The organism is Lentzea sp. (assembly GCF_036380075.1).
In the GTDB taxonomy this organism is placed as follows: domain Bacteria; phylum Actinomycetota; class Actinomycetes; order Mycobacteriales; family Pseudonocardiaceae; genus Lentzea.
Genome location: NZ_DASVFL010000020.1, coordinates 1 through 21,543, shown reverse-complemented (window position 1 = coordinate 21,543; position 21,543 = coordinate 1). Strand labels below are relative to the sequence as shown.

Annotated in this window: 20 protein-coding genes; 16 read left to right on the top strand and 4 right to left on the bottom strand. The window is 71.6% G+C overall.

Features of this window, described 5'->3' with window-relative positions:
* Nucleotides 1-17: 17 nt before the first annotated feature.
* Nucleotides 18-1,583, top strand: coding sequence for an alkaline phosphatase D family protein (locus VF330_RS01690; protein ID WP_330849668.1), 1,566 nt, complete (start codon nucleotides 18-20; stop codon nucleotides 1,581-1,583).
* Here VF330_RS01690 and VF330_RS01685 read toward each other — a convergent pair.
* Together VF330_RS01685 and VF330_RS01680 are read right to left on the bottom strand one after the other, a co-directional pair.
* Nucleotides 1,560-2,306 (bottom strand): maleylpyruvate isomerase N-terminal domain-containing protein, encoded by a 747-nt coding sequence (locus tag VF330_RS01685; protein ID WP_330849667.1) that lies wholly within the window; start codon nucleotides 2,304-2,306, stop codon nucleotides 1,560-1,562. The two genes, VF330_RS01690 and VF330_RS01685, sit on opposite strands and share 24 nt — an antisense overlap.
* Nucleotides 2,303-2,707 (bottom strand): SAV_6107 family HEPN domain-containing protein, encoded by a 405-nt coding sequence (locus VF330_RS01680; protein WP_330849666.1) that lies wholly within the window; start codon nucleotides 2,705-2,707, stop codon nucleotides 2,303-2,305. Before VF330_RS01680 ends, VF330_RS01685 begins: the two co-directional genes overlap by 4 nt.
* Nucleotides 2,708-2,910: 203 nt before the next feature.
* On the opposite strand from VF330_RS01680, the gene VF330_RS01675 reads away from it, so the two are divergent.
* The 4 genes from VF330_RS01675 to VF330_RS01660 all read left to right on the top strand — a co-directional run bounded on the left by VF330_RS01675 (nucleotide 2,911) and on the right by VF330_RS01660 (nucleotide 5,658).
* Nucleotides 2,911-3,399 carry a YbaK/EbsC family protein gene (locus VF330_RS01675; RefSeq protein ID WP_330849665.1) on the top strand — a complete coding sequence of 163 codons (489 nt, stop codon included), beginning with the start codon at nucleotides 2,911-2,913 and terminating at the stop codon, nucleotides 3,397-3,399.
* Nucleotides 3,396-3,956: a GNAT family N-acetyltransferase gene (locus tag VF330_RS01670; RefSeq protein WP_330849664.1), complete on the top strand. Its 561-nt coding sequence runs from the start codon at nucleotides 3,396-3,398 to the stop codon at nucleotides 3,954-3,956. Before VF330_RS01675 ends, VF330_RS01670 begins: the two co-directional genes overlap by 4 nt.
* An 83-nt stretch (nucleotides 3,957-4,039) precedes the next feature.
* Entirely contained in the window at nucleotides 4,040-4,675 is a 636-nt protein-coding gene (locus VF330_RS01665) for a GntR family transcriptional regulator (RefSeq protein WP_330849663.1), read from the top strand.
* Nucleotides 4,672-5,658 carry a 1-aminocyclopropane-1-carboxylate deaminase gene (locus VF330_RS01660; protein WP_330849662.1) on the top strand — a complete coding sequence of 329 codons (987 nt, stop codon included), beginning with the start codon at nucleotides 4,672-4,674 and terminating at the stop codon, nucleotides 5,656-5,658. The genes VF330_RS01665 and VF330_RS01660 overlap by 4 nt, the downstream gene beginning before the upstream one ends.
* 51 nt (nucleotides 5,659-5,709) lie before the next feature.
* Here VF330_RS01660 and VF330_RS01655 read toward each other — a convergent pair whose 3' ends face one another.
* Nucleotides 5,710-10,272 carry an ATP-dependent helicase gene (locus tag VF330_RS01655; protein ID WP_414675319.1) on the bottom strand — a complete coding sequence of 1,521 codons (4,563 nt, stop codon included), beginning with the start codon at nucleotides 10,270-10,272 and terminating at the stop codon, nucleotides 5,710-5,712.
* 109 nt (nucleotides 10,273-10,381) lie between these two features.
* On the opposite strand from VF330_RS01655, the gene VF330_RS01650 reads away from it, so the two are divergent.
* The 8 genes from VF330_RS01650 (at nucleotide 10,382) to VF330_RS01615 (ending at nucleotide 17,640) form a co-directional block, all read left to right on the top strand.
* Nucleotides 10,382-12,265, top strand: coding sequence for an Hsp70 family protein (locus VF330_RS01650; protein ID WP_330849661.1), 1,884 nt, complete (start codon nucleotides 10,382-10,384; stop codon nucleotides 12,263-12,265).
* Nucleotides 12,266-12,318: 53 nt separating this feature from the next.
* Complete coding sequence (locus VF330_RS01645) at nucleotides 12,319-13,572, top strand: MFS transporter (RefSeq protein ID WP_330849660.1); 1,254 nt, start codon at nucleotides 12,319-12,321, stop codon at nucleotides 13,570-13,572.
* Nucleotides 13,573-13,581: 9 nt separating this feature from the next.
* Nucleotides 13,582-13,776, top strand: coding sequence for a DUF3046 domain-containing protein (locus tag VF330_RS01640; RefSeq protein WP_330849659.1), 195 nt, complete (start codon nucleotides 13,582-13,584; stop codon nucleotides 13,774-13,776).
* Between the two features lie 150 nt (nucleotides 13,777-13,926).
* Nucleotides 13,927-14,973: a recombinase RecA gene (recA, locus tag VF330_RS01635; RefSeq protein WP_330849658.1), complete on the top strand. Its 1,047-nt coding sequence runs from the start codon at nucleotides 13,927-13,929 to the stop codon at nucleotides 14,971-14,973.
* Between the two features lie 11 nt (nucleotides 14,974-14,984).
* Nucleotides 14,985-15,491, top strand: a complete 507-nt coding sequence (locus tag VF330_RS01630) for a regulatory protein RecX (protein WP_330849657.1) — start codon at nucleotides 14,985-14,987, stop codon at nucleotides 15,489-15,491.
* Nucleotides 15,492-15,639: 148 nt separating this feature from the next.
* A complete protein-coding gene (locus VF330_RS01625; protein WP_330849656.1) occupies nucleotides 15,640-16,092 on the top strand; it encodes a MarR family transcriptional regulator in 453 nt (150 codons plus the stop codon).
* A 239-nt stretch (nucleotides 16,093-16,331) separates the two neighbouring features.
* On the top strand, nucleotides 16,332-16,673 hold the full coding sequence (locus VF330_RS01620) for a transposase (RefSeq protein WP_330849655.1): 342 nt from the start codon (nucleotides 16,332-16,334) through the stop codon (nucleotides 16,671-16,673).
* A gap of 166 nt (nucleotides 16,674-16,839) precedes the next feature.
* Nucleotides 16,840-17,640, top strand: coding sequence for an alpha/beta hydrolase (locus VF330_RS01615; RefSeq protein WP_330849654.1), 801 nt, complete (start codon nucleotides 16,840-16,842; stop codon nucleotides 17,638-17,640).
* Nucleotides 17,641-17,706: 66 nt separating this feature from the next.
* On the opposite strand, the gene VF330_RS01610 is transcribed toward VF330_RS01615, so the two are convergent.
* Complete coding sequence (locus VF330_RS01610; RefSeq protein ID WP_330849653.1) at nucleotides 17,707-18,507, bottom strand: serine protease; 801 nt, start codon at nucleotides 18,505-18,507, stop codon at nucleotides 17,707-17,709.
* A gap of 185 nt (nucleotides 18,508-18,692) precedes the next feature.
* Between VF330_RS01610 and VF330_RS01605 the strand changes: the two genes are divergently transcribed.
* The 3 genes from VF330_RS01605 (at nucleotide 18,693) to VF330_RS01595 (ending at nucleotide 21,381) form a co-directional block, all read left to right on the top strand.
* Nucleotides 18,693-19,457, top strand: a complete 765-nt coding sequence (locus VF330_RS01605; protein ID WP_330849652.1) for a hypothetical protein — start codon at nucleotides 18,693-18,695, stop codon at nucleotides 19,455-19,457.
* Between the two features lie 42 nt (nucleotides 19,458-19,499).
* Entirely contained in the window at nucleotides 19,500-20,267 is a 768-nt protein-coding gene (locus VF330_RS01600; protein ID WP_330849651.1) for an RNA ligase family protein, read from the top strand.
* 76 nt (nucleotides 20,268-20,343) lie between these two features.
* Complete coding sequence (locus tag VF330_RS01595; protein WP_330849650.1) at nucleotides 20,344-21,381, top strand: AAA family ATPase; 1,038 nt, start codon at nucleotides 20,344-20,346, stop codon at nucleotides 21,379-21,381.
* The last annotated feature ends 162 nt before the right edge of the window (nucleotides 21,382-21,543 follow it).

Genomic DNA, 21,543 nt, shown 5'->3' with positions numbered 1-21,543 from the left:
AGGGTACTGTCTCGCGCGTGGCGAAGCTGGTGCTCGGACCTCTCCTGCGGTACGTGAACGAGACGTCGGCGACCGTGTGGGTCGAGACCGACGCTCCCTGTGAAGTGAAGATCGTCGGGCACACCGCCAAGACGTTCCAGGTGGGCAGGCAGCACTACGCGCTCGTCCGGATCGGGGGACTCGGCGCGCGCACCGAGTACGACGTGCGGCTGGACGACGAGGTGGTGTGGCCGCTGCCCGACAGCGACTTCCCCAAGCCCGTCATCCGCACCGGCGAGGTCCGCCGGATCGCGTTCGGGTCGTGCCGCGCCGCCCCCGCGCAACCGGTCGGCGACGACGCCCTCGACGCCTTTGCGCAGCGGCTCATGAAGACGCCGGAGCAGGACTGGCCGCAGGCGATGATCCTGCTGGGCGACCAGGTCTACGCCGACGAACCCACGAAGGCGACCATCGAGTGGATGCGCGAGCGCCGCAACGGCACGAAGGAGCCCGACGGCGAGGTCGTGCACTTCTCCGAGTACGCGCGGCTCTACCACGAGACCTGGGGCGACCCGGAGATCCGCTGGCTGCTGTCGGTCGTGCCGTCGTCGATGATCTTCGACGACCACGACGTGCGCGACGACTGGAACACCTCCGAGGTGTGGCGCAGGCAGATGGCCGAGAAGCCGTGGTGGCGCGACCGCATCCGCGGCGCCCTCTCGTCGTACTGGGTCTACCAGCACCTCGGCAACCTCGGCCCGGACGAGCTCGCCAAGGACCCCCTCTACGCCAAGGTGATGGCGCAGGACACCGACGTGCTGCCGATGCTGCTCGAGTTCGCCGAGGAGGCGGACCGGGAGACCGACGGCGGCAAGTCGACGATGTGGAGCTACCGCCGCGACTTCGGCCGCGCCCGGCTGCTCATGGTCGACACGCGCTCCGGCCGCATCCTCGAGGAGGGCAAGCGGCAGATGGTCAGCGACGCCGAGTTCGAGTGGATCGAGCGCAACGCCGAGGGCGACTTCGACCACCTGCTGATCGGGTCGTCGCTGCCGTGGCTGATGCCGCACGGGCTCAGCCACTTCCAGTCCATCAACGAGGTCGGCGCGCGCAAGCCGGGCTGGCAGGGCAAGGCCGCCGAGAAGATCCGGCAGGTCGTCGACCTGGAGCACTGGCCCGCGTTCCGCGAGTCGTTCGACCGGCTGTCCCGCATGATCGAGAAGGCCGCGAACACCGACACCTCGACGGTGTGCGTGCTCTCCGGCGACGTCCACCACAGCTACGTCGCCGTGGCCGACTTCCCCAACCCCACCAAGGCCCTGGTCACGCAGCTCGTGTGCTCGCCCGTCCACAACGAACCGCCGAAGGTGCTGGAACCCATGTTCCGGCTGTCGTGGTCGCGGTCGGTGGGCAGGGCGCTGCGCCGGCTCGCCACCTTCGTCGGCGTCCCGCAGGACCTCCTGAGCTGGCGCAAGACCAGCGGTCCGCACTTCGGCAACTCCGTGGCGCTGCTGGACTTCGACGCCCGCCACGCCCGCTACCGGCTGTTGTCGGCAGCGGGCGAGGAGACCGCGTCCGTCCTACTTAGTCGCGAGTCGCAGTAGCGCCCACAGCTGCGCGATCGCGTCGTGGTCACCGATCACGGTGACCATGCGGTCGGGCAGCCGTCCCCACAGCCAGCGGTACATCGTCATCGGGTCCGCCGTCACCTGAGCGTCGGCGCGGTGGGCGTCCTCGGGGTCGACGACACGCCACGCCGACGCGCCGTGCGGGCCGCAGCGCGTCAGCCACAGGTGGTCCTCGACCTCGATGGCGACCAGGCTGTCGCGCGACCCCCGCACGCCGAGCACGTCCAGCTTGTGCCCGAGCCACAACGTGAGCACCTCGTCGGCGCCGTCGACCGCGACCTCGTCGTCGACCGCGCCGACGTCCATGCCCGCCGCGCCCTGGACGTCCATGCGGTGCACCGTCGTCTCGTGCGCGAGCCGTCGCTGCCAGAACCCGTAGTTCTGCTGTTCGGGCCACCACGTCGCGCACGGCTCGTCCTCGCCGTGCGCGCTGAGCTCGGCGAGCACGGCCTCCGCGCCCGACCGCAGGAAGTCGAGCGTGTTCTCCCCGTTCTCCGGGTAGTCCTGCCACTCGCCCGCCCCTGGTTCGCGGCCGAGCCTGATCCACTCCAGTGTTCTGCGGTAGCCGCTGCCGACGTGCCGCACCGTCTCCCCGAGGTTGAGGCCGGGGCAGGCGGGCACGCCCTTGTGCGGGGGCTGGCCGATCGCGGACATGGCGAGCAGTTCCGCCTCGCGGCGCAGGACGTCGAGCGAGTTCACCGCCTCGCCTCGTTCACCATGCCGTCGACGAGCGTCACGAACAGGCCGGCCTGACGCACCATGTCGTCGGCCGTGCGCGCGTTGACGTGGCGTGTGATCCCCGCGAGCACAGCGGCCCGTGTGGACGACCACGACGTGAAGAACGCGGCCCACTCGCTCAGTTCCGGGGCCATCGAGGTGAGCAGCACCCAGGCGCTGGTCGGCCTCGACCGCCCGCGGTGGGGCCGTCCTCGCAACGCGAGCACCGCGGCGGCGGCGCGCAACGCGGCGAGGTAGGCGGTGGCGAACCGTTCCGGGGGCTCGGGTGTGCGCCCGGACTCGGCGAGCGAGTCGCGTGCCTGCTGCAGCAGCGCGAGCGCGGATGCGGGTGGCAACGGGATGGGGAAGTCGATGGCAGTCATCTCGGCCTCCTCGTGGCGTCGGTGAACGACGTCTCCGCCGAGGGGAAGCCGGCGGCTCTCGGAGGTGGGGTGCTTCCCCCACCCCACCTCCGAGGCATGGTGCGACTCGAACAAATGTTCGAGTCCGTCCCAGCGTAGCTCCCGCCCGGCGGATTCCTCAACCCGGCCCACCACTTGGGCGCCAGTCGTGGTCTGATGGTTACGTGAGCTCGCTCGAACACCCCGGAATCCGCAAGGTCGCGGATGCCCTGCCCCCGGCCACCGCGGCGCGCATCGTCGTGCTGCCGGACGCGGTGCGGACGGCGTCGGCCGCCGCGGACGCGGTGGGCGTGCAGGTCGGCGCGATCGCCAACAGCCTGCTCTTCGCGGCGGTGCGCGACGGCGTGGCGGCCCCGCTGCTGGTGCTGACCTCGGGAGCTCACCGCGCGGACACCTCGCTCGTCGCCGGGCTGGTGGGCGCGGACGCGGTGAAGCGCGCCGACCCGGAGTTCGTGCGCGAGCACACGGGCCAGGTGATCGGCGGGGTCTCGCCGGTCGGGCACCCGGAGCCGATCGAGACGGTGGTGGACGAGACCTTGTCCGGTTACGAGGAGATCTGGGCGGCGGCGGGACATCCGCACGCCGTCTACCCCACGACGTTCGCCGACCTGGTGGCGCTGACGGGCGGCCGCGTCGCGGTGGTGTCGTCATGACGGCGTCGCCGCGCCTGGAGCGCATCGTCGAGATGACCGCCGCGGAGCTGAACGCCCGGCTCGGCGAGGCGCTCGCGCTGTACGTGACCGCGATGAACTACCCGCCCGGCACCGTCGAGCAGCGCGCCCCGATGTGGCTCGCGCACATGATGCGCGAGGACTGGCGGTGCGTCGTCGCGCTGGGGGAGCAGGACGAGCTCGTCGGCATCGGCTACGGCTACCGCGGCGCGTCCGGTCAGTGGTGGCACGAGCAGGTGCGCCGCGGCCTCGTGGTCGTCTCGCCGCCGGCGGTCGTCGAGGACTGGCTCACCGACTACTTCGAGCTGACCGAGCTGCACGTGCTGCCGCGCGCCCAGGGCCGCGGTCTCGGCGAGGACCTGTTGCGCCGGCTGCTGGAGGACGTGCCCTCGTCCCGCGTGCTGCTGTCCACGCCCGAAGGGCCGAGCAAGGCGTGGAAGCTCTACCGCCGCGTCGGCTTCGTCGACGTGCTGCGGCACTACCAGTTCACCGGCGACCCGCGCCCGTTCGCCGTGCTCGGCCGCACGCTGCCGTTCTGATCCCGTTCTTCTCCGCCCCCGAGCCGTGACGGCTCGGGGGCTTCTTGTTGCGCTCGGCAGACCCCGCACCTACTCTCACCAATATGCAATATATTGGATATGGGTCGCTGAAGGACCGCGCGGCGGCCGAGATCCGGTCGGCGATCGTGCGCGGTGACCTGCAGCCGGGCACCGCCATCAAGGACGTCGAACTGGCGGAGAAGCTGGGCCTGTCCCGCACGCCGGTGCGCGAGGCCCTCGCGACGTTGACCGACGAGGGGCTCGTCGAGACCAAGCCCCATGCGTACACCCGCGTCACCGCACTGGAAGCGGAACCGGTGCGCGACGCCCTCGTCGTCGTGCGGCAGATGCACGCCCTCGCCACCGGCCTGGTCGTGCAGCAGGGATCGCTGACGGACGAGGACCTCACGGCGATGCGCGCGGCGAACAAGGCCTTCAAGGAGGCGCTCGACGCCGAGGACGCCGGCGCCGCGCTGGCCGCCGACGACGAGTTCCACGCGGTGACCGTCCACCGCTGCGGCAACTTCGCGATCACCGCGACCATCGACCGCTTCACGCCGCTGGTGCGCCGCGCCGAGCACAGCCGCTTCTCCTCACCCGCCGCCCGCCACTCCGTCACCCAGCACCGGCAGATCATCGAGGCCTGCGAACGGGGCGACCACGAGCGCGCGGCGGTCCTCGTCGACGAGAACTGGACCACCCTGGAGGACGAACTGTGAACAGGTTCCCGCTGCTCTTCGGCCCCTCGCCGGTCCACCGCCTCGACCGCCTGACCACCCACCTCGGCGGCGCCGCGGTCTGGGCGAAGCGCGAGGACTGCAACTCCGGCCTCGCCTACGGCGGCAACAAGACCCGCAAGCTCGAGTACCTCGTCGCCGACGCGATCGCCACCGGCTGCGACACCCTCGTCTCCATCGGCGGGATCCAGTCCAACCACACCCGCCAGGTCGCGGCCGCGGCGGCGCGGGCGGGCCTGAAGGCCGTGCTGGTGCAGGAGAGCTGGGTCGACTGGTCCGACGTGGGCAGCGACCGCGTGGGCAACATCCTGCTCAGCCGCATGATGGGAGCCGACGTCCGCCTGGTGGACGCCGAGTTCGGCATCGGCGTGAAACCCGCCTGGGAACAGGCGATCGAGGACGTCCGCGCCGCGGGCGGCAAGCCCTACCCGATCCCCGCCGGCGCCTCCGACCACCCGCTGGGCGGCATGGGCTTCGCGTCGTGGGCCGACGAGGTCCGCCGGCAGGAGTCCCAGCTCGGCGTCTTCTTCGACACGATCATCGTCTGCTCGGTCACCGGCAGCACCCAGGCGGGCATGGTCGCGGGCTTCGCGAACGACACCGGCCGCCGGGTGCTCGGCATCGACGCCTCCGCCAAACCGGCCGAGACCCTCGACCAGATCACCCGCATCGCCCACAACACCGCCAAGCTGCGCGAGGTCACGGTGTCCGAAGAGGACATCCTGCTCGACGACCGCTTCCACGCCGGCACCTACGGCATCGCCGACGAGTCCACCGTGGACGCCATGCGCCTCGGCGCGAGCCTCGAAGGCATGATCACCGACCCGGTGTACGAGGGGAAGTCCCTCGCCGGGCTCATCCACCTGGTGTCGTCCGGGGAGATCGACCGCGACTCGACCGTCCTCTACGCACACCTCGGCGGCCAGCCGGCGCTCAACGCCTACAGCTCGCTGTTCCCGGCGTAGACCGGGGCCGCACGGCTCGCGGCGTGCAGCCGGTGCGGACGGTCCCCGGGCTCACGCCCTCAGGCGCAGGCCCTTCGGGGTGGCGCGGAAGCCCGCCTCCTGCAGGACCGTGGCCAGGTGCGAGGTGAGGGCCACCTCGCCGTCGGCGCGCTGGACGGCCAGCTGGCCCAGCCAGCCGTCGCGGACGGCCCGGCTCAGGGCGTTGGCCGCGGTACGCAGGGTCGGGTCGTCCTCGGTGAACGACAGCAGGGACTTGCCGCCCCGCTCCACGTAGAGGGCCGGGGTGCCGTCCACCAGGACGGCCAGGGCGCCGGCCTTGCGGGCCGGGCGGTGCTTGCCCTCGCCCAGCGGGTCCGGCCAGGCCAGGGCGGCGCCATAGGGCTGGGCCGGGTCGGCCGCGGCCAGCACCACCGCGTCCTGGTCGCTCGGGGCCGGTTGGCCCGGTGGACGGGACAGGGCGCGCAGGCGGTCCACCGCGCCGCGCGCCGCGAACTGGGCGGCGCCCAGGCCCTCGACCACGTAGCCGCGGATCACCTGGCCCGACTCCTCCATGGCCCGCAGGACCTTGTAGACGCCGCTGAAGCCGCCCGTCACGCGTTCGGTGTCGAGGGCGCCCCTGGTCAGGACGCCGTGGCGTTCCAGGAAAGCTTCGGCCCGTGCGTGTGCCCGGCGGGTCGGGTCCGCCGCCGGGGCCACGGCCAGCGACCAGCGGCCCGCGGCGGTGGGCGGGCCCGTGCGCGAGGGCAGGTCCGGCCGGGCCGCGCGGAGGCGGGCGTAGCGGCCACGGGGAGCGCCGCGGCGGGGTTTGTGGGCCGCGCCGCCGCCGGAGACCAGGGCGCGCAGCGGTGCCAGCGTGTCGTTGGTGACCAGGCCCGCCCAGACCAGGTCCCACAGGGTGCCGACCACCTCCGCGTCCGTGCACGTGACGGACTGCGAGGCGCGGTCCACCACCTGGCGGAAGAACAGCGCGCCACCGGACAGCGCCTCCAGCACCGCCGTGTGCAGCGGCGACTCCGGGATCGACTCCGGCACCAGGTCGGGCAGCAGCAGGTCGGCCACGTCGGTCGGGGCCAGGGCGACCCAGCCGTCACCGCCGGCCAGCGCACCGCAGCCCGTCCACGTGACCTCGCCGGACGCGGTCAGCTCGTCCAGCAGCGCCGGGTAGTAGCCGGGCAGCCGGGACGGGAACAGCAGCGACTCCAGCGCGCTCGCGGGCAGCGGCGCGCCGGCGAGCTGTTCGACGACCGAGAACACGTCGTCGACCGTCGGCGCCGACCGCAGCCGGCGGCCGAGCCCGTGCCACGACGGCAGGAACCGGCCCAGCGCCGCCGGTTCGACCGGCTCGACCTCGGACCGCAGCCGGGCCAGCGAGGCACGGCGCAGGCGCCGCAGCACGTCCGCGTCGCAGTACTCGGTGTGCGTGCCGCCGGGCCGGAGCTCGCCGCGCACCAACCGGCCCGTGGCCGCCATCCGTTCCAGCACACCCGTCACCACGGCCACGCCCAGACCGAAGCGCGCCGCGGGTTCCGTGGCGGGGAACGGGCCGTGCGTGCGGGCGTACCGGCTCAGCAGGTCGCCCAGCGGATCCGCCACCGGTTCGGTGAACGCCTCCGGCACGCCGACCGGGAGGGCCACCCCGAGCGCGTCCCTGACCTTGCCCGCGTCCTCGATCGAGATGCTGCGTTCCTCGCCGGCGATCCTGACCCGGATCACCCGGCGCTCGGCCACCAGCTCGTCCAGCCACTCGCGCGGCACGCCGCGTTCGAGCGCCTCCGCGTCGGAGAGGTCTCCCAGGAACCGCAGCAGGTCCGCGGTGTCCTCGGCGTGCCGCGGCCGCCGGTCCTCCGCCAGGCGCTGCAGGCCGCGCTCGACCTCGGCGACGATCTCGGGGTCGAGCAGCTCGCGGATCGCCTCGGAACCGAGCAGCTCCGCGAGCAGCGTCGAGTCGAGCGACAGCGCCGCCGCCCGGCGTTCCGCCAGCGGGGCGTCCAGCTCGTACAGGAACATGCCCACGTACCCGAAGAGCAGGCTGCGGGCGAACGGCGACGGCGACGGCGTCTCCACCTCGACCACGCGGACCCGGCGCGCCCGGACGTCCGCCATCAGCTCGCGCAGGCCCGGCAGGTCGTAGACGTCCTGCAGGCACTCGCGCATCGCCTCCAGGACCACCGGGAACCGCTCGTACTTCGACGCCACCGACAGCAGCTGCGCCGACCGCTGCCGCTGCTGCCACAACGGGGTCCGGCGTTTCGGGTCGCGCCGCGGCAGCAGCAGCGACCGGGCGGCGCACTCGCGGAACCGGGCCGCGAACAACGCCGACCCGCTCACCTCCGCCACCACGATCTGCTCGATCTCCTCGGGGTCGAGCAGCACGTCCTCGGCGCCCGCCGTCACCTCCACGCCCTCGTAGTCGAGCGCGTCGGGCAGCCTCAGCACGATGCCGTCGTCGGAGTGCGCCGCCTGCGCCTCGACACCGCGCTTCTCCCGCAGCCGGGCGGCGATCGCCAGCGCCCACGGCGCGTTGACCTGGGCGCCGAACGGCGAGTGCACCACGAGCCGCCAGTCGCCCAGCTCGTCGCGGAACCGCTCCACCAGGACGGTCCTGTCGTTCGGGACGTGCCGCGTGGCCTCCCGCTGCTCGCCGAGGTACGCCAGCAGGTTGTCCGTCGCCCACTCGTCCAGGCCCGCGGACTTCGCCCGCTCCCGCGCCGCGGCGTCCTCCATCGTGGACACCTCGCGCAGGAACTTGCCCATCGCGCGGCCGAGCTCCAGCGGACGGCCGGGCGCGTCGCCCTTCCAGAACGGCATCCGCGCCGGCTGACCCGGCGCGGGCACCACGATCACCCGGTCGTGCGTGATGTCCTCGACCCGCCACGACGAGGTGCCCAGCAGGAACGTGTCGCCTACACGCGACTCGTAGACCATCTCCTCGTCCAGCTCGCCGACGCGCGAGCCGGGACCGTTCTCCGACGGCGGCGTCATGACCGCGAACAGCCCGCGGTCGGGGATCGTGCCGCCGGAGGTGACCGCGAGCCGTTGCGAACCGGGCCGGCCGCGCAGCTCCGAGTTGACCCGGTCCCACGTGATCCGCGGCCGCAGCTCGCCGAACTCCTCGGACGGGTAGCGCCCGGACAGCATGTCCAGCACCGCGTGCAGGGCCGAGTCCGGCAGACCCGCGAACGGCGCCGCGCGCCGCACCAGCGCCGTCAGGTCCTCGACCGTCCACGTCTCCATCGCCACCATCGCGACGACGTGCTGCGCCAGCACGTCGAGCGGGTTGCGCGGGAACCGGACGGACTCGATCGCGCCGTCGCGCATCCGTTCCGCCACCACCGCGCACGACACCAGGTCGCCGCGGAACTTCGGGAACATGACGCCCTTGGACATCGCGCCCACCTGGTGACCGGCCCGGCCGACGCGCTGCATCCCGGACGCCACCGAGGGCGGCGCCTCCACCTGGATCACCAGGTCGACCGCGCCCATGTCGATGCCGAGCTCCAGCGACGACGTCGCCACCACGCACGGCAGCCGCCCGGACTTCAGGTCCTCCTCCACGGCGGTGCGCTGCTCGCGCGACATCGAGCCGTGGTGCGCGCGGGCCACCGACGCGGTCTTCTGCACCGTCATCCCGGACTGGCCGACGGCCTCCGCCGGGAACGACTCCGCCGCCGAGGACTCAGAGGACTCCGCGGACTCCTCCGCCAGCTCGTTGAGCCGTGCGGTCAGCCGTTCCGCCAACCGGCGCGAGTTCGCGAAGACGATCGTCGACCGGTGCTCCCGCACCAGTTCGAGCACGCGCGCCTCGACCGACGGCCAGATGGAGTTGCGCTGCTCGGCACCCGCCGCCGACCCCGACACCTCGCCGGTCGGCTGGCCGAGCACCGTCATGTCCTCGATCGGCACCTCGACCTCGACCTCGATGGTCTTCGGCGTCTTCGGCTGCACCACCGACACCGGCCGGCCGCCGGACAGGTAGGTGCTGATCTCCTCGACCGGCCGCACCGTGGCCGACAGGCCGATCCGCTGCGCGGGCCGCTCCAGCAGCGCGTCCAGCCGTTCCAGCGACAACGCCAGATGGCCGCCGCGCTTGGTGCCCGCCACCGCGTGCACCTCGTCGAGGATCACCGTCTCCACGCCGCGCAGCGACTCGCGCGCCGACGACGTGAGCAGCAGGAACAACGACTCCGGCGTCGTGACCAGCACGTCCGGCGGAGTGCGGCCGAACGCCCTGCGCTCCTCCGGCGACGTGTCGCCCGTCCGCATGCCGACGGTGATCGACGGCTCCGCGAGACCCAGCCGGTGCGAGGCCTGCCGGATGCCCGCGAGGGGTGCGCGCAGGTTGCGCTCCACGTCCACCGCCAGTGCCTTCAGCGGCGAGATGTAGAGCACCCGGCACCGGCGCTTCGGCTCCTCCGGCACCGGCGAGGCCGCCAGCCGGTCGAGCGCCCACAGGAACGCGGCCAGCGTCTTGCCCGAGCCCGTCGGGGCGATGACCAGCGCGTGCTCGCCCGCCGCCGCGGCCGCCCACGCGCCCGTCTGCGCCTGGGTGGGCGAGGCGAAGGCTCCGGCGAACCACTGCCTGGTCGCCGGTGAGAAGGCCTCCATCACGTCCATGGAGAACATCATGACGCCGGGGTCCGACAATTTCTGATTACGCAGGTCCGAGCACCCGGTGAAGGCCCCTGTGGCACGATCACCCGGTACGTCCTTCGAGGGGAGCACGGTGCGCATCCTGTCCGTCGACCTGGGCACCGCCAACACGGTCGCGGTGCTGTCCGGCCATGGTGTGGTGGACGTGGACGGAGGGGCGACGATGCCCTCGTCCGTCTACCTCGACGAGGACGGCACGCTGCGCGTCGGCAGAGACGCGGACCGGCGTTCGCGCCGCGACCCGTCGCGCTACGAGGCGAACCCGAAGCGCCTGATCGACAAGCCGACGATGAAGCTCGGCGACCAGACCCTCCCGGTCAACGACGCGCTCGCGGCCATCTACGCGCGCGTCATGGAGGCCGTGACGCCGTTGCTCATGGGCTCGGCGCTCGACGAGATCCGCCTGACGCACCCCGCGGAGTGGGGCCCGAGCAGGCGCAACAAGCTGCTGTCCTCGGCCAGGCTCGCGGGCATGACGGGCGAGCTCGTGCCCGTTCCCGAGGCCATCGCCGTGGCCGCGCTCGGCGGCGGGCGGCCGCTCGCGGTCTACGACTTCGGCGCCGACACGTTCGACGTCTCCGTGCTCGACGCCGAGCACCGCATCCTCGCCGACGGCAGCCTCGGCGACATCGGCGGTCTCGACGTCGACCAGGCGCTGCTGGAGCACGTCGGCCGCGAGATCTCGCACAAGGACCCGGCGGCCTGGCAGCGGCTGCTGCGCCCGACCACCGTGGACGACCACCGCGCCCGCCTCGGCCTGCGCGAGGAGCTGCGCCTGGCCAAGGAGGACCTCTCGGCGCTGCACCGGGTCGAGGTGACGATGCCGGAGCCGTTCGAGAAGGTCGTCATCACCCGCGGCGAGCTGGAGGCGCTGATCCGGCCGAGCCTGATCCGCACCACCGAGCTGCTGATCTCCACGGTCACCAGGGCCGGCGTCACGCCCGAGCACGTCTACCTGGTCGGCGGCTCGTGCCAGATGCCGCTGGTCGCCCAGACCATCGCCGAGAAGGTCGGGATCGTCCCCACCAGCCCCGACCACCCGGAGACGATCGTCGCGTCCGGCGCCCAGGTCGTGGACAAGACGAAGATCACGCTGAAGCCCGAGGACGACAAGCCCAAGTACGTCGAGCCGCCCACGGTCGTGACGGCGCCGGTCAGCCCCGCCACGTCCGGCCCGCACCCGGTGAACCCCAACGTCAGCGGCCCGAACCCGGTGGTCAGCGGCTCCTACCCGAGCGGGTCGTACCCGAGCGGGTCCTACCCCAGCGGCTCGTACCCCAGCGGGGCCTACTCGGCCAGCGGCAGCTACCCGGTCACCGGGCCGTACGGCGTGAACCCGAACGTCAGCGGCAGCTACCCGATGAACTTCCCGCAGCAGCAGGCCCCGAAGAAGAAGGACAACAGGAAGCTCCTCCTCGGTGCCGGCGGCGCGGTCGTGGCGCTGGCGGTGGTCCTCGGCGCGGTGTTCGCGTTCTCCGGCCCCGACCTGCCCAGCGCCGACGAGTGCAAGGACGAGACCACCCAGGACGGCCAGGGCTTCACGAGGTGCCTGCGCCAGCTCGCGGGCCACGTGCCCGACGGCGGCGGCTGCGAGAAGGCCGACTCCGCGCAGATCACCGGCATGGACGAGATCAAGGGCACGGTCGTCAGCTGCGCGATCCGCGACGGCTACGCGGTCCAGTACATCCTCACCGACAGCGTCACCGGCGCGGAGAACAACGCCGACGCGATCGCCAAGTCGTTCCAGACCGACCGCGTCGAGGCCGACTGGACCGGCAACGGCCTGGAGGGCGGCTACCGCGCGGCCACGTCGAGCGGCACCGGCGTGCTGGTGTTCACCGCCAAGGGCCGCCCGATGTTCGGCATCCTCACCAAGAACGCCGAGGAGAACGCCGACGAGCTCAAGCCGGACGAAATGGCCGATTTCTTCGAGAAGACCGTGCAACCGGGGGAGTAACCGCCCCTGATGGACCTGTCGGCACGCCGTCACGGCGTGTCACCATCGCGATCATGGTGACGGTCGCGCCGCAGGTCGAACGCGTGCAGCGCAAGGTCGTCCGGGTGCTGACCTGCACCCAGGCGCTGGGGTCGGCGTCGGTGACGATCGGGCTCGCGTTCAGCACGCTGGTCGCCGCGTCGCTGTCCGGGTCCGACGCCGTCGGGGGCCTCGCGCAGACGGCCGCGGTCGCCGGTGCCGCGCTGCTCGCCCTTCCCGGAGCCCTCCTCGCGCAACGGCGCGGGCGTCGCCCCGCGTTGATCCTGGGCTACGGCATGGGCGCTCTCGGCGCGGTGGTCGCCGCGGCCGCTGTGAGCTTCGGCGTGTGGCCGCTGCTGCTGGCGGGGCTGGTCCTGTTCGGCGGGGCGTCCAGCGCGAACTACGCGGCCCGTTACGCCGCAACGGATCTGGCGCACCCGCGGCGCCGTGCGCGCGAGCTCTCCCGGGTGGTGTGGGCGGCGATGATCGGCGCGGTCATCGGGCCGAACCTCGCCGATCCCGCGGGACGCGCGGCCGCGTCGCTCGGCCTGCCGGTGGGGGCGGGGCCGTTCCTGCTGGCCGCCGTCGTGCTCGGGGTGGCGGTGCTGGTCATCCAGCTCGGGCTGCGGCCGGACCCGCTGGTCGTCGTGCAGAGCACCCGTCCGGTGGAACCCCAGCACTGCGCCGGCGGCTCCGGCCGTCCCGGCGGTCTGCGGATCTGGGGAACGCTCGGGCCGATGGCACGACTTGCACTCGTTGGAGTGATGTTGTGCCACACCGCGATGGTCGGGCTGATGTCGATGACCCCGGTGCACATGAACCACGCCGGGTCGTCGTTGCGCGTGGTCGGCGTGGTGATCAGCCTGCACGTCGCCGCGATGTACGCCGCGAGTCCCCTGTTCGGGTGGATGGCGGACCGCATCGGCCGCGTGCCGGTGCTCGCGGTCGGCGCGTCGCTGGTGGTGGCGGCGTCCGGGGTGGCCGGCATGGCGCCGTCGCACGACGCCCCGCAGCTCGCCGTGGGCCTCGCGCTGCTCGGTTTCGGCTGGTCGGCGGGCCTGGTGTCCGGGTCGGCGCTGCTGACGGAGTCCGTGCCGGTGGAGGACCGGCCCGCGGCGCAGGGGCTCTCGGACCTGGTGATGAACGTCGGCGCCGCCATCGGGGGAGCGGTGGCCGGGATCGTCGTGACGGCGTGGTCGTACGCGGCGCTCGGGCTGCTCGTCGGGTTCACCGCCCTGCCGCTGCTCGTCGCGTGCCTGCTCGCATCGCTGCGCAGGCCCGCCGGTTAGGGTCTCGCGGTGCGCATCACCATGTTCCGCAAACTCATGGCAGGGGAGTTCGGCCAGGTCAGGGCCGAGATGATCGCCCACGACCACGTGCTGTCGTCGCTCGGCGGCCGCACCGCCGACCAGGCGCTGGAGGCCGGGATCGGCGCCAAGGAGGTCTGGGTCGCGGTCTGCGACGCCTTCGAAGTGCCCGAGAACCGGCGGTGAGAGCCGGTCCGGAGTGTTCACGTGTGCTCGAACACGTGTTCGGCTACAGTGGCCGCGACCCCCGGCTTCGCAGAATTGTCAGACCCCGCCAGTAGCGTCAGGTCCAACATGACGAAGCAACGGCAGCAGACGACAAAAGGTGGATCCAAGATGGCACCCGCAGCACCCGACCGGGACAAAGCGCTCGAGCTGGCCCTGGCGCAGATCGACAAGCAGTTCGGCAAGGGCTCCGTGATGCGCCTCGGCGAGGAGGGGCGTGCCCCGATCGAGGTCATCCCGACCGGCGCGATCGCGCTGGACGTGGCGCTCGGCATCGGTGGTCTGCCGCGGGGTCGCGTCGTCGAGATCTACGGTCCTGAGTCCTCCGGTAAGACCACCGTCGCCCTGCACGCCGTCGCGAACGCCCAGAAGGCCGGCGGCATCGCCGCGTTCATCGACGCGGAGCACGCCCTCGACCCCGAGTACGCGAAGCGGCTGGGCGTCGACACCGACGCGCTGCTGGTCTCCCAGCCCGACACCGGTGAGCAGGCGCTCGAGATCGCGGACATGCTGGTCCGCTCCGGCGCGCTCGACATCCTCGTCATCGACTCGGTCGCCGCCCTCGTGCCGCGCGCCGAGATCGAGGGCGAGATGGGCGACAACCACGTCGGTCTGCAGGCCCGCCTGATGAGCCAGGCGCTGCGCAAGATCACCGGTGCGCTCAGCGCGTCCGGCACGACGGCGATCTTCATCAACCAGCTGCGCGAGAAGATCGGCGTGATGTTCGGCTCCCCGGAGACCACGACCGGTGGTAAGGCGCTGAAGTTCTACGCCTCCGTGCGCCTGGACGTGCGCCGCATCGAGACCCTGAAGGACGGCGGCGAGCCCGTCGGCAACCGCACCAGGGTCAAGGTCGTGAAGAACAAGGTCGCGCCGCCGTTCAAGCAGGCCGAGTTCGACATCCTCTACGGCAAGGGCGTCAGCCGTGAGGGCTCGCTCATCGACATGGGCGTCGACCAGGGCATCCTGCGCAAGTCCGGCGCCTGGTACACCTACGAGGGCGACCAGCTGGGTCAGGGCAAGGAGAACGCCCGCAAGTTCCTGCTGGACAACCCGGACATCGCCAACGAGGTCGAGAAGCGCATCAAGGACAAGCTCGGCATCGGCGCGACCCTCGACGCCGACGAGACGGCTCCCGCCGCTCCCGTCGAGTTCTAGGGGTAGCCGGGGTGGACGAGGCTGAGGAGCAGCGCAAAGCGCGGGACATCTGCTACGCGCTGCTCACCGCTCGGGCCCGCTCACGGCAGGAGCTGCACGACGCGTTGCTGCGCAAGGGGATCAGCGCCGGCGCCGCCGAGGTCGTCCTCGGCAAGTTCGACCGCGCCGGCCTGATCGACGACGCGCAGTTCGCCGAGATGTGGGTGCGTTCCCGTCACACGTACAACGGCCTGGGTCGCCGCGCCCTGGCCATGGAGCTGCGCCGCAAGGGCGTGGCGGACGAGGTGGTGGCCGAGGCCGTCGCCGCGGTCGACGGCGAGGCGGAGGAAGAACGCGCCCGCGAGCTCGTCCGCAAACGCCTGCGCACCATGTCCGGCGTGGACGAGACCGCGAAGATCCGCCGTCTCGTGGGCGCGCTGGCGCGCAAGGGCTACGCCGAGGGGCTCGCCTACCGCGTGGTGCGCGACGAGCTGCGCACCGCGGGCGACGAGGCGTCGGCGCTGGACGAGCCTTGGTAGTAGCCAGGCCGGGTGAACGGCCTGGCTCGGCTTCGCGCCGTGGTGCGGGTGTGCGTCGTGGCGACTGGTCGTCCCGGCTTGCCTGGTTCGTCGAGCGCCGTACCCGACTTCGCCGCCCGACCGGGTCGTCCCGAGTAGCCTGATCGGTGTGAGCACCACGCCCGACGCGCCGTCCGAGGTGACCCCCACGGTCTCCGACCTGCTCTGCTTCGACCTCTACACGACGTCGCGGGCGGTCACCGGCTTCTACCGCCCGATCCTCGACAAGGCGGGCATCACCTACCCGCAGTTCCTGGTGATGCTGCTGTTGTGGGAGCGGGACTCGCGGCCGATCCGGGAGCTCGTCCAGGAGCTCGACCTCGAGTACAGCACCCTCTCGCCGTTGATCAAGCGGCTGGAGAAGGGTGGTCTGCTGGTGCGCGTCACGCACCCCGACGACGAGCGGTCCGTGCTCGTCCAGCTCACCGACAAGGGCCGTGAGCTGCAGTGGATCGGCGCGGAGATGTTCACCCAGCTCGGCAACGCGCTCGGCATGACCCTCGAGGAGATCGCCGTTCTCCGCAAGGCGCTGCAGCGCGTGAAGCACGGTGCCGAACGCTAGGTGTGCTGACCTGAGGCGTTGCGAACGCCAGGGCGACACCTCTCGGGGCGCTGCGGCCGGTACGTGGCGAAGTCTCCGGTAGGTGGGTTGGCGACCAAGCAAACCTGCAGTACCGGAGACCTCTTGGCCGGCGTAGCGGCAGCGGGGCAGGCTGACCTGACCGACGCGCAGCGGGCTGTGTTGCAGCTGCTGCCTGTCGGCGCCAAGCCGGGGCGCCGCCGAAGTGGAGCAAGAGGCAGTTGATCGACGGCGTCCGGTGGCGGGTGTGCGTCGGTGCTCCGTGGCGTGACGTCCCGCCTGAGCATGGGCCTTGGCAGACCATGTGCGGGTTGTTCCGCCGCCGGCAGCGGGCCGAGGTGTGGCAGCGGATTCTGACCGGCTTGCAGGCCCGTGCCGATGCCGCCGGTACACGGAAAAGGGGGATCTGCAGGTCGAACCGCCCGGCACTCCGGCCGGCGGAACCGAGCCCGACTACCACGGACTGGGCGGGTCGCGCGGCTGCTGGACCAGCAAACTGCACCTGGCCTGGAGCAAGGCCGCAGGCCGTTGTCGCTGCTGATCACCGCCGGACAGCGAGGTGACAGCCCGCAGTTCGTGCCAGTGATCGGACAGATCCCGGTGAAATACAATCTGGTGACCTGAAACACATCGCGTGCGAGGTAACTCGTCGGGTAACTTACATCGTGCACGATCTAATCGAGCACGATGCAGCACCGAGCCGGTGCCTGACGAGAGAGTGAGAGAGCAATGCGAGTTCGCAAGGTGTTCGCCGTTCTTGGGACGCTGCTGGCGCTGGCCGCCGTTGTTCCGTCGGGTGCCGGAGCGTCCGAGGAGCAGGAGAAGCAGGGCGCGAAGAAGCCGACCATCGTGCTGGTGCACGGGGCGTTCGCTGACGCGTCGAGTTGGAACGGTGTGGTGGAACGCTTGCAACGCAAGGGTTTCCCGGTGGTGGCGGTGGCCAACCCGCTGCGGTCGCTCACCGGCGACGCGCAGTACCTGCGCCAGGTGCTCGCCTCGATCGACGGGCCGGTCATCCTCGCCGGCCACTCCTACGGCGGCATGGTGCAGTCGCAGGCCGCGCTCGGGAACGCGAACGTGAAGGCGCTCGTCTACGTCGCGGCGTTCGCGCCGGAGAAGGGCGAGAGCGCCTTGGACCTGTCGAACAAGTTCCCCGGCAGCACCCTCGGCGACACGCTGTCGACCATCCCGCTCGGTGACGGCACCACGGACCTGGTGATCCAGCAGGACAAGTACTGGCAGCAGTTCGCGGCCGACGTCCCGCGCAAGGACGCGACGCTCGCGGCGGCGACGCAGCGGCCCGTCAACGACTCCGCGCTCGGCGAGAAGGCCGGCGAGCCCGCGTGGCACGCCGTCCCGTCGTACTTTGTGGTGGCGGGCAAGGACAAGAACATCCCGATCGCCGCGCAGAAGTGGATGGCCGAGCGCGCCCACGGCCGCGCCGTCGTCGAGGTCGGGGACGCTTCGCACTCCGTGGCGGTGTCGCACCCGGAGACCGTGGCCGACCTGATCGTGCGCGCCGCGCGGTAGCGGACCGATCAAACGAGGAAGTCGGGACGCGGGCAGGGGCGTCCCGGCTTCCTCTTGTCGACGTACCTAGGGCTTCGCGACCGTGCAGCCCGGCAGTGACAGGTTCAGCGTCGTGCCGGAGCCGAAGCAGGACACGAAACCGTACGTCTGCTGGCCGTAGTTGATGCCCTTGCGGACGGTGACGGTACCGGCGGCGTCGACCTCGCACGGGTTGTTCATCGTGCAGCGGCCGCCGCTCTCGTTGCCGGTGTTGTTGACGCCCACGACCTTGCCGCTCGCGTTGTCGATGATCGGCGAACCCGAGGTGCCACCGATGGTGTTGCACGACGACGTGTAGCGCAGCGAGTCGCGCCAGGTCCAGTCGGCTTCCTTGAGCTGGTTGACGAAACCGTCGACCTGGCAGGAGTAGATCCGCTTCCAGTAGCCGGAGACGACGCGGATCTCCGTTCCCGCCACGGGGTGCGAGGCGGACAGTTCGAGCGCCCGGCTGCCGTAGCGGCTCTGGATGTCGCCGTAGGTCGTGTTCAGCTGGTAGAGCGCGGCGTCGGTGCCGGTCATCGTCGCGTAGACGATCTTGGTGCCGGTGAGCGTCGCGATCTTGGTGCCGGAGCCGTTGAGCAGGCTGAAGCTGCGCGACACCGCGCGGTCGACGATCACCTGGCCGGGCTTCATGAGCTCGACGCAGTGCCCGTTCGTGAGCACGAGCGCCTTGTCCGCGGGAGCCGAGGAGGGCAGGCGGACGAGCGAGCCCGAGCAGTTGTTGAGGGCCACGATGCCGGTGAAGTCGACGGCGGCCTGGGCGGGTACCGCCGTCACACCGAGTGCGGCGATCGCCGCGAGCAGGGTTCCGACGAGTCGTCGTGCCATGGCAGGGTTCCTTTCGGGATGGCATCCAGCGCCAAGCCTCTACGGATCGTAGTCACCTCGCTACCTTCGGAAGTCGGCTGCCGCACCGGGCAACTCGATCGAGTGACACCACCGGTCCGTGCGCTAACGGAGCAAGCGGACGATTCGACGTCGTGGTCACCACTTCGCAACCGCCGGGAGCCGTGATGACCTATCCGACGCAGTACGTCCAGCCCCAGCCCGGTGCCGTACCGCCGAAGCCGGCGAAGTTCGGTGCGCTCGCCTGGGCCGCGGTCATCCTCGGCATCGTCGGAGTCGTCTGCTCCTGGCTCGTCATCCTCAACATCCTCACCTCGATCGCCGCGTTCGTCGGCATCGTGCTCGGCGTCATCGCGCTGTTCGGCACGCGCAAGGTCCTCGCCGCGATCGGCGTCGTCCTCTGCGTCCTCGCGATCACGTTCTCCGTGCTGGCGAGCGGGGCGGCCGTCAAGGAGATCGACAAGGCCCTCGACACCACCACGAACCAGGGCCAGGTCGGCGTCGCCGGCGAGACCGCGAAGCAGGACGCGGCCGCCGAGACCCCGACCTGGGGCAAGCGGTACACGTGGGCGAACGGCCTCGCGGTCGACGTCGCCACGCCCGTCGAGTGCACGCCCGGCCAGTTCTCGGCGCCGTCGGACATCGCCCGCGCGGTGAAGTTCAAGGTCACCGTCACCAACGGCACGAACGCCGCGTTCGAGACCGCGCTGATGTCGATCGCCGACGACGCCCAGTTCAACGGCCAGAAGGCCCCGAGGATCTTCGACAGCAGCGGCGGCTGCGACAGCACGTTCGACTCGGCGACCGTGCTGCCGGGCAAGACCTACACCTACGAGGTCGCCTACTCGGTCGGCGCGCAGCCCGGTGAGATGCAGCTCGTGTTCGAGCCGACCTTCAACTCCGACAAGGCTGCGTTCGTCGGCCAGGCGTAAACCGCTCGCCCGCGCAGGTGCGGGCGGGTTACAACTGCGGGCATGTTGCGCAAGTACCCGCGAACGCCGCACCTCCAGGGCTCGCGCCTGCAACCGGGCGACGAGGACCTCGACCAGGTGCCGTTCCGCGCGATCGCGGGGCGGCACCTGGTCGTCGAGGAGAAGCTCGACGGCGCCAACGCGGGCATCAGCTTCGACTCCGGTGGCGTGCTGAAACTCCAGTCGCGCGGCCATTTCCTGACCGGCGGTCCCCGCGAACGGCAGTTCGCGCCGCTGAAGGCGTGGGCCGCGACGCACCAGGGCGTGCTCTGGGAGAGGCTCGGCACGCGGTTCGTGCTCTACGGGGAATGGTTGTACGCCAAGCACACCGTGTTCTACGACGCGCTGCCGCACCACTTCTGCGAGTTCGACCTCCTCGACCGCGACACCGGCGAGTTCCTGTCCACACCGGAACGCCGCCGGGTCCTCGCGGGCACACCGGTGGTGTCGGTGCCGGTGCTGCACGAAGGGCCGTTGCGAACGGTGAAGGACCTGACCGCGTTGGTCGGCCCGTCCACCTGCCGCACCGCCGGGTGGCGCGACGTGCTGGTCGAGGCCGCGCGTGCGGCGGGGCAGGACCCGGATGTCGTTGCCGCGGAGACGGATGCGGACGACGACATGGAAGGCCTCTACGTCAAGGTGGAGGAGGACGGGCGCACGGTCGGGCGCTACAAGTGGGTGCGGCCGACGTTCGTCACGGCGGTGCTCGACTCGGGCAGCCACTGGCAGGACCGCCCGATCCTGCCGAACCGGGTGGTGTCCCGTGTTTGAGTCGCTCTGCCCTACCGGTCCACAGTGGACCGTTGACTGGGACGCCATCCGTTCGGCGTTCGCGTGGGTGCGCGCGATGGAGGGAGTGCCGCAGGATCCGGTGCACCACGCGGAAGGCGACGTCTCCGTGCACACCCGCATGGCGTGCGAGGTGTTGGCGACGCTGCCGGAATGGCGTGCCCGTCCCGAACCGGACCGCGTGCGGTTGTTCGCGACGGTGCTGATGCACGACGTCGCCAAGCCGTTCCGCACGCAGGTCGACGGCGGCCGCGTCACCGCGCACGGCCACTCCCGCGCCGGGGACCTGCTGGTGCGCCGGCTGTTGTGGGAGATGGGCCGCCCGATCGAGTGGCGCGAGCACGTCGCCGCGCTGGTCCGCCACCACCAGGTGCCGTTCTGGGCGCTCGAACGGCCCGACCTCGACCGGATCGCGTTCCGGGTGAGCCTGCTCGCGCGCAACGACGACCTGGCGACGCTCGCCCGCGCCGACATCCTCGGCCGGATCTGCGGCGACGCCGAGCCGGTGCTGGAGAACATCGCGCTGTTCGAGGAGTACTGCCGCGAACGCGACTGCCTGGACCGGCCGCGCGCGTTCCCGTCGAACCACGCGCGGTTCCAGTACTTCCGCACGCCCGGCCGCGACCCGTCGTACGCCGCCTATGACGACACGCGCGTCGAGGTGACCGTGCTGTCCGGCCTTCCCGGCGTCGGCAAGGACCACTGGATCGCCGGGAACCGGCCGGGCTGGCCGGTGGTGAGCCTCGACGCGGTGCGCTCCCGGCTGGGCATCGCTCCCGACGGCGACCAACGGGCGGTGGCCGCCGCGGCGTTCGAAGAGGCCCGGACGTTCCTCAGGGCGGGGGAGCGGTTCGTCTGGAACGCGACCAACATCTCCCGGCAGCTGCGCGACCGCTGCGTCGGGCTCGCCGCGGACTACCGCGCGCGGATCACCCTCGTCGGCCTCGAAGCGCCGAGGGACGTGGTCCACGCCCGCAACCGCGCCCGTCCGGAACCGGTGCCCTCCGCCGTGATCGACCGCCTCGCCGGCAGGTGGGAGGCGGTCGACCCCACCGAGGCGCACGTCGTCGACCGGGTGGACACCTCCGCCCGTTAGCGGCGGTGCTCGCCGTGGTGGCCGATGGCGCGGACCAGCCAGAGCGTTCCGGCGGCGGCCACCACCAGGACGGCGATGCCGCTGAGGAAGGCGACGTTCAGCGGCGACTCCTCCGGCTGGGCGGGCGGGCTCGGCTTCGTCTGGACGATGGCCGGGACGTCG

Excerpts from the sequence above, each read along its gene's own strand:
- VF330_RS01680 (WP_330849666.1), bottom strand. The coding sequence starts at position 2,707 with ATGACTGCCATCGACTTCCCCATCCCGTTGCCACCCGCATCCGCGCTC.
- VF330_RS01670 (WP_330849664.1), top strand. The coding sequence starts at position 3,396 with ATGACGGCGTCGCCGCGCCTGGAGCGCATCGTCGAGATGACCGCCGCG.
- VF330_RS01665 (WP_330849663.1), top strand. The coding sequence starts at position 4,040 with ATGCAATATATTGGATATGGGTCGCTGAAGGACCGCGCGGCGGCCGAG.
- VF330_RS01655 (WP_414675319.1), bottom strand. The coding sequence starts at position 10,272 with ATGGACGTGATGGAGGCCTTCTCACCGGCGACCAGGCAGTGGTTCGCC.
- VF330_RS01645 (WP_330849660.1), top strand. The coding sequence starts at position 12,319 with ATGGTGACGGTCGCGCCGCAGGTCGAACGCGTGCAGCGCAAGGTCGTC.
- recA (WP_330849658.1), top strand. The coding sequence starts at position 13,927 with ATGGCACCCGCAGCACCCGACCGGGACAAAGCGCTCGAGCTGGCCCTG.
- VF330_RS01615 (WP_330849654.1), top strand. The coding sequence starts at position 16,840 with ATGCGAGTTCGCAAGGTGTTCGCCGTTCTTGGGACGCTGCTGGCGCTG.
- VF330_RS01610 (WP_330849653.1), bottom strand. The coding sequence starts at position 18,507 with ATGGCACGACGACTCGTCGGAACCCTGCTCGCGGCGATCGCCGCACTC.
- VF330_RS01605 (WP_330849652.1), top strand. The coding sequence starts at position 18,693 with ATGACCTATCCGACGCAGTACGTCCAGCCCCAGCCCGGTGCCGTACCG.
- VF330_RS01600 (WP_330849651.1), top strand. The coding sequence starts at position 19,500 with ATGTTGCGCAAGTACCCGCGAACGCCGCACCTCCAGGGCTCGCGCCTG.
- VF330_RS01595 (WP_330849650.1), top strand. The coding sequence starts at position 20,344 with ATGGAGGGAGTGCCGCAGGATCCGGTGCACCACGCGGAAGGCGACGTC.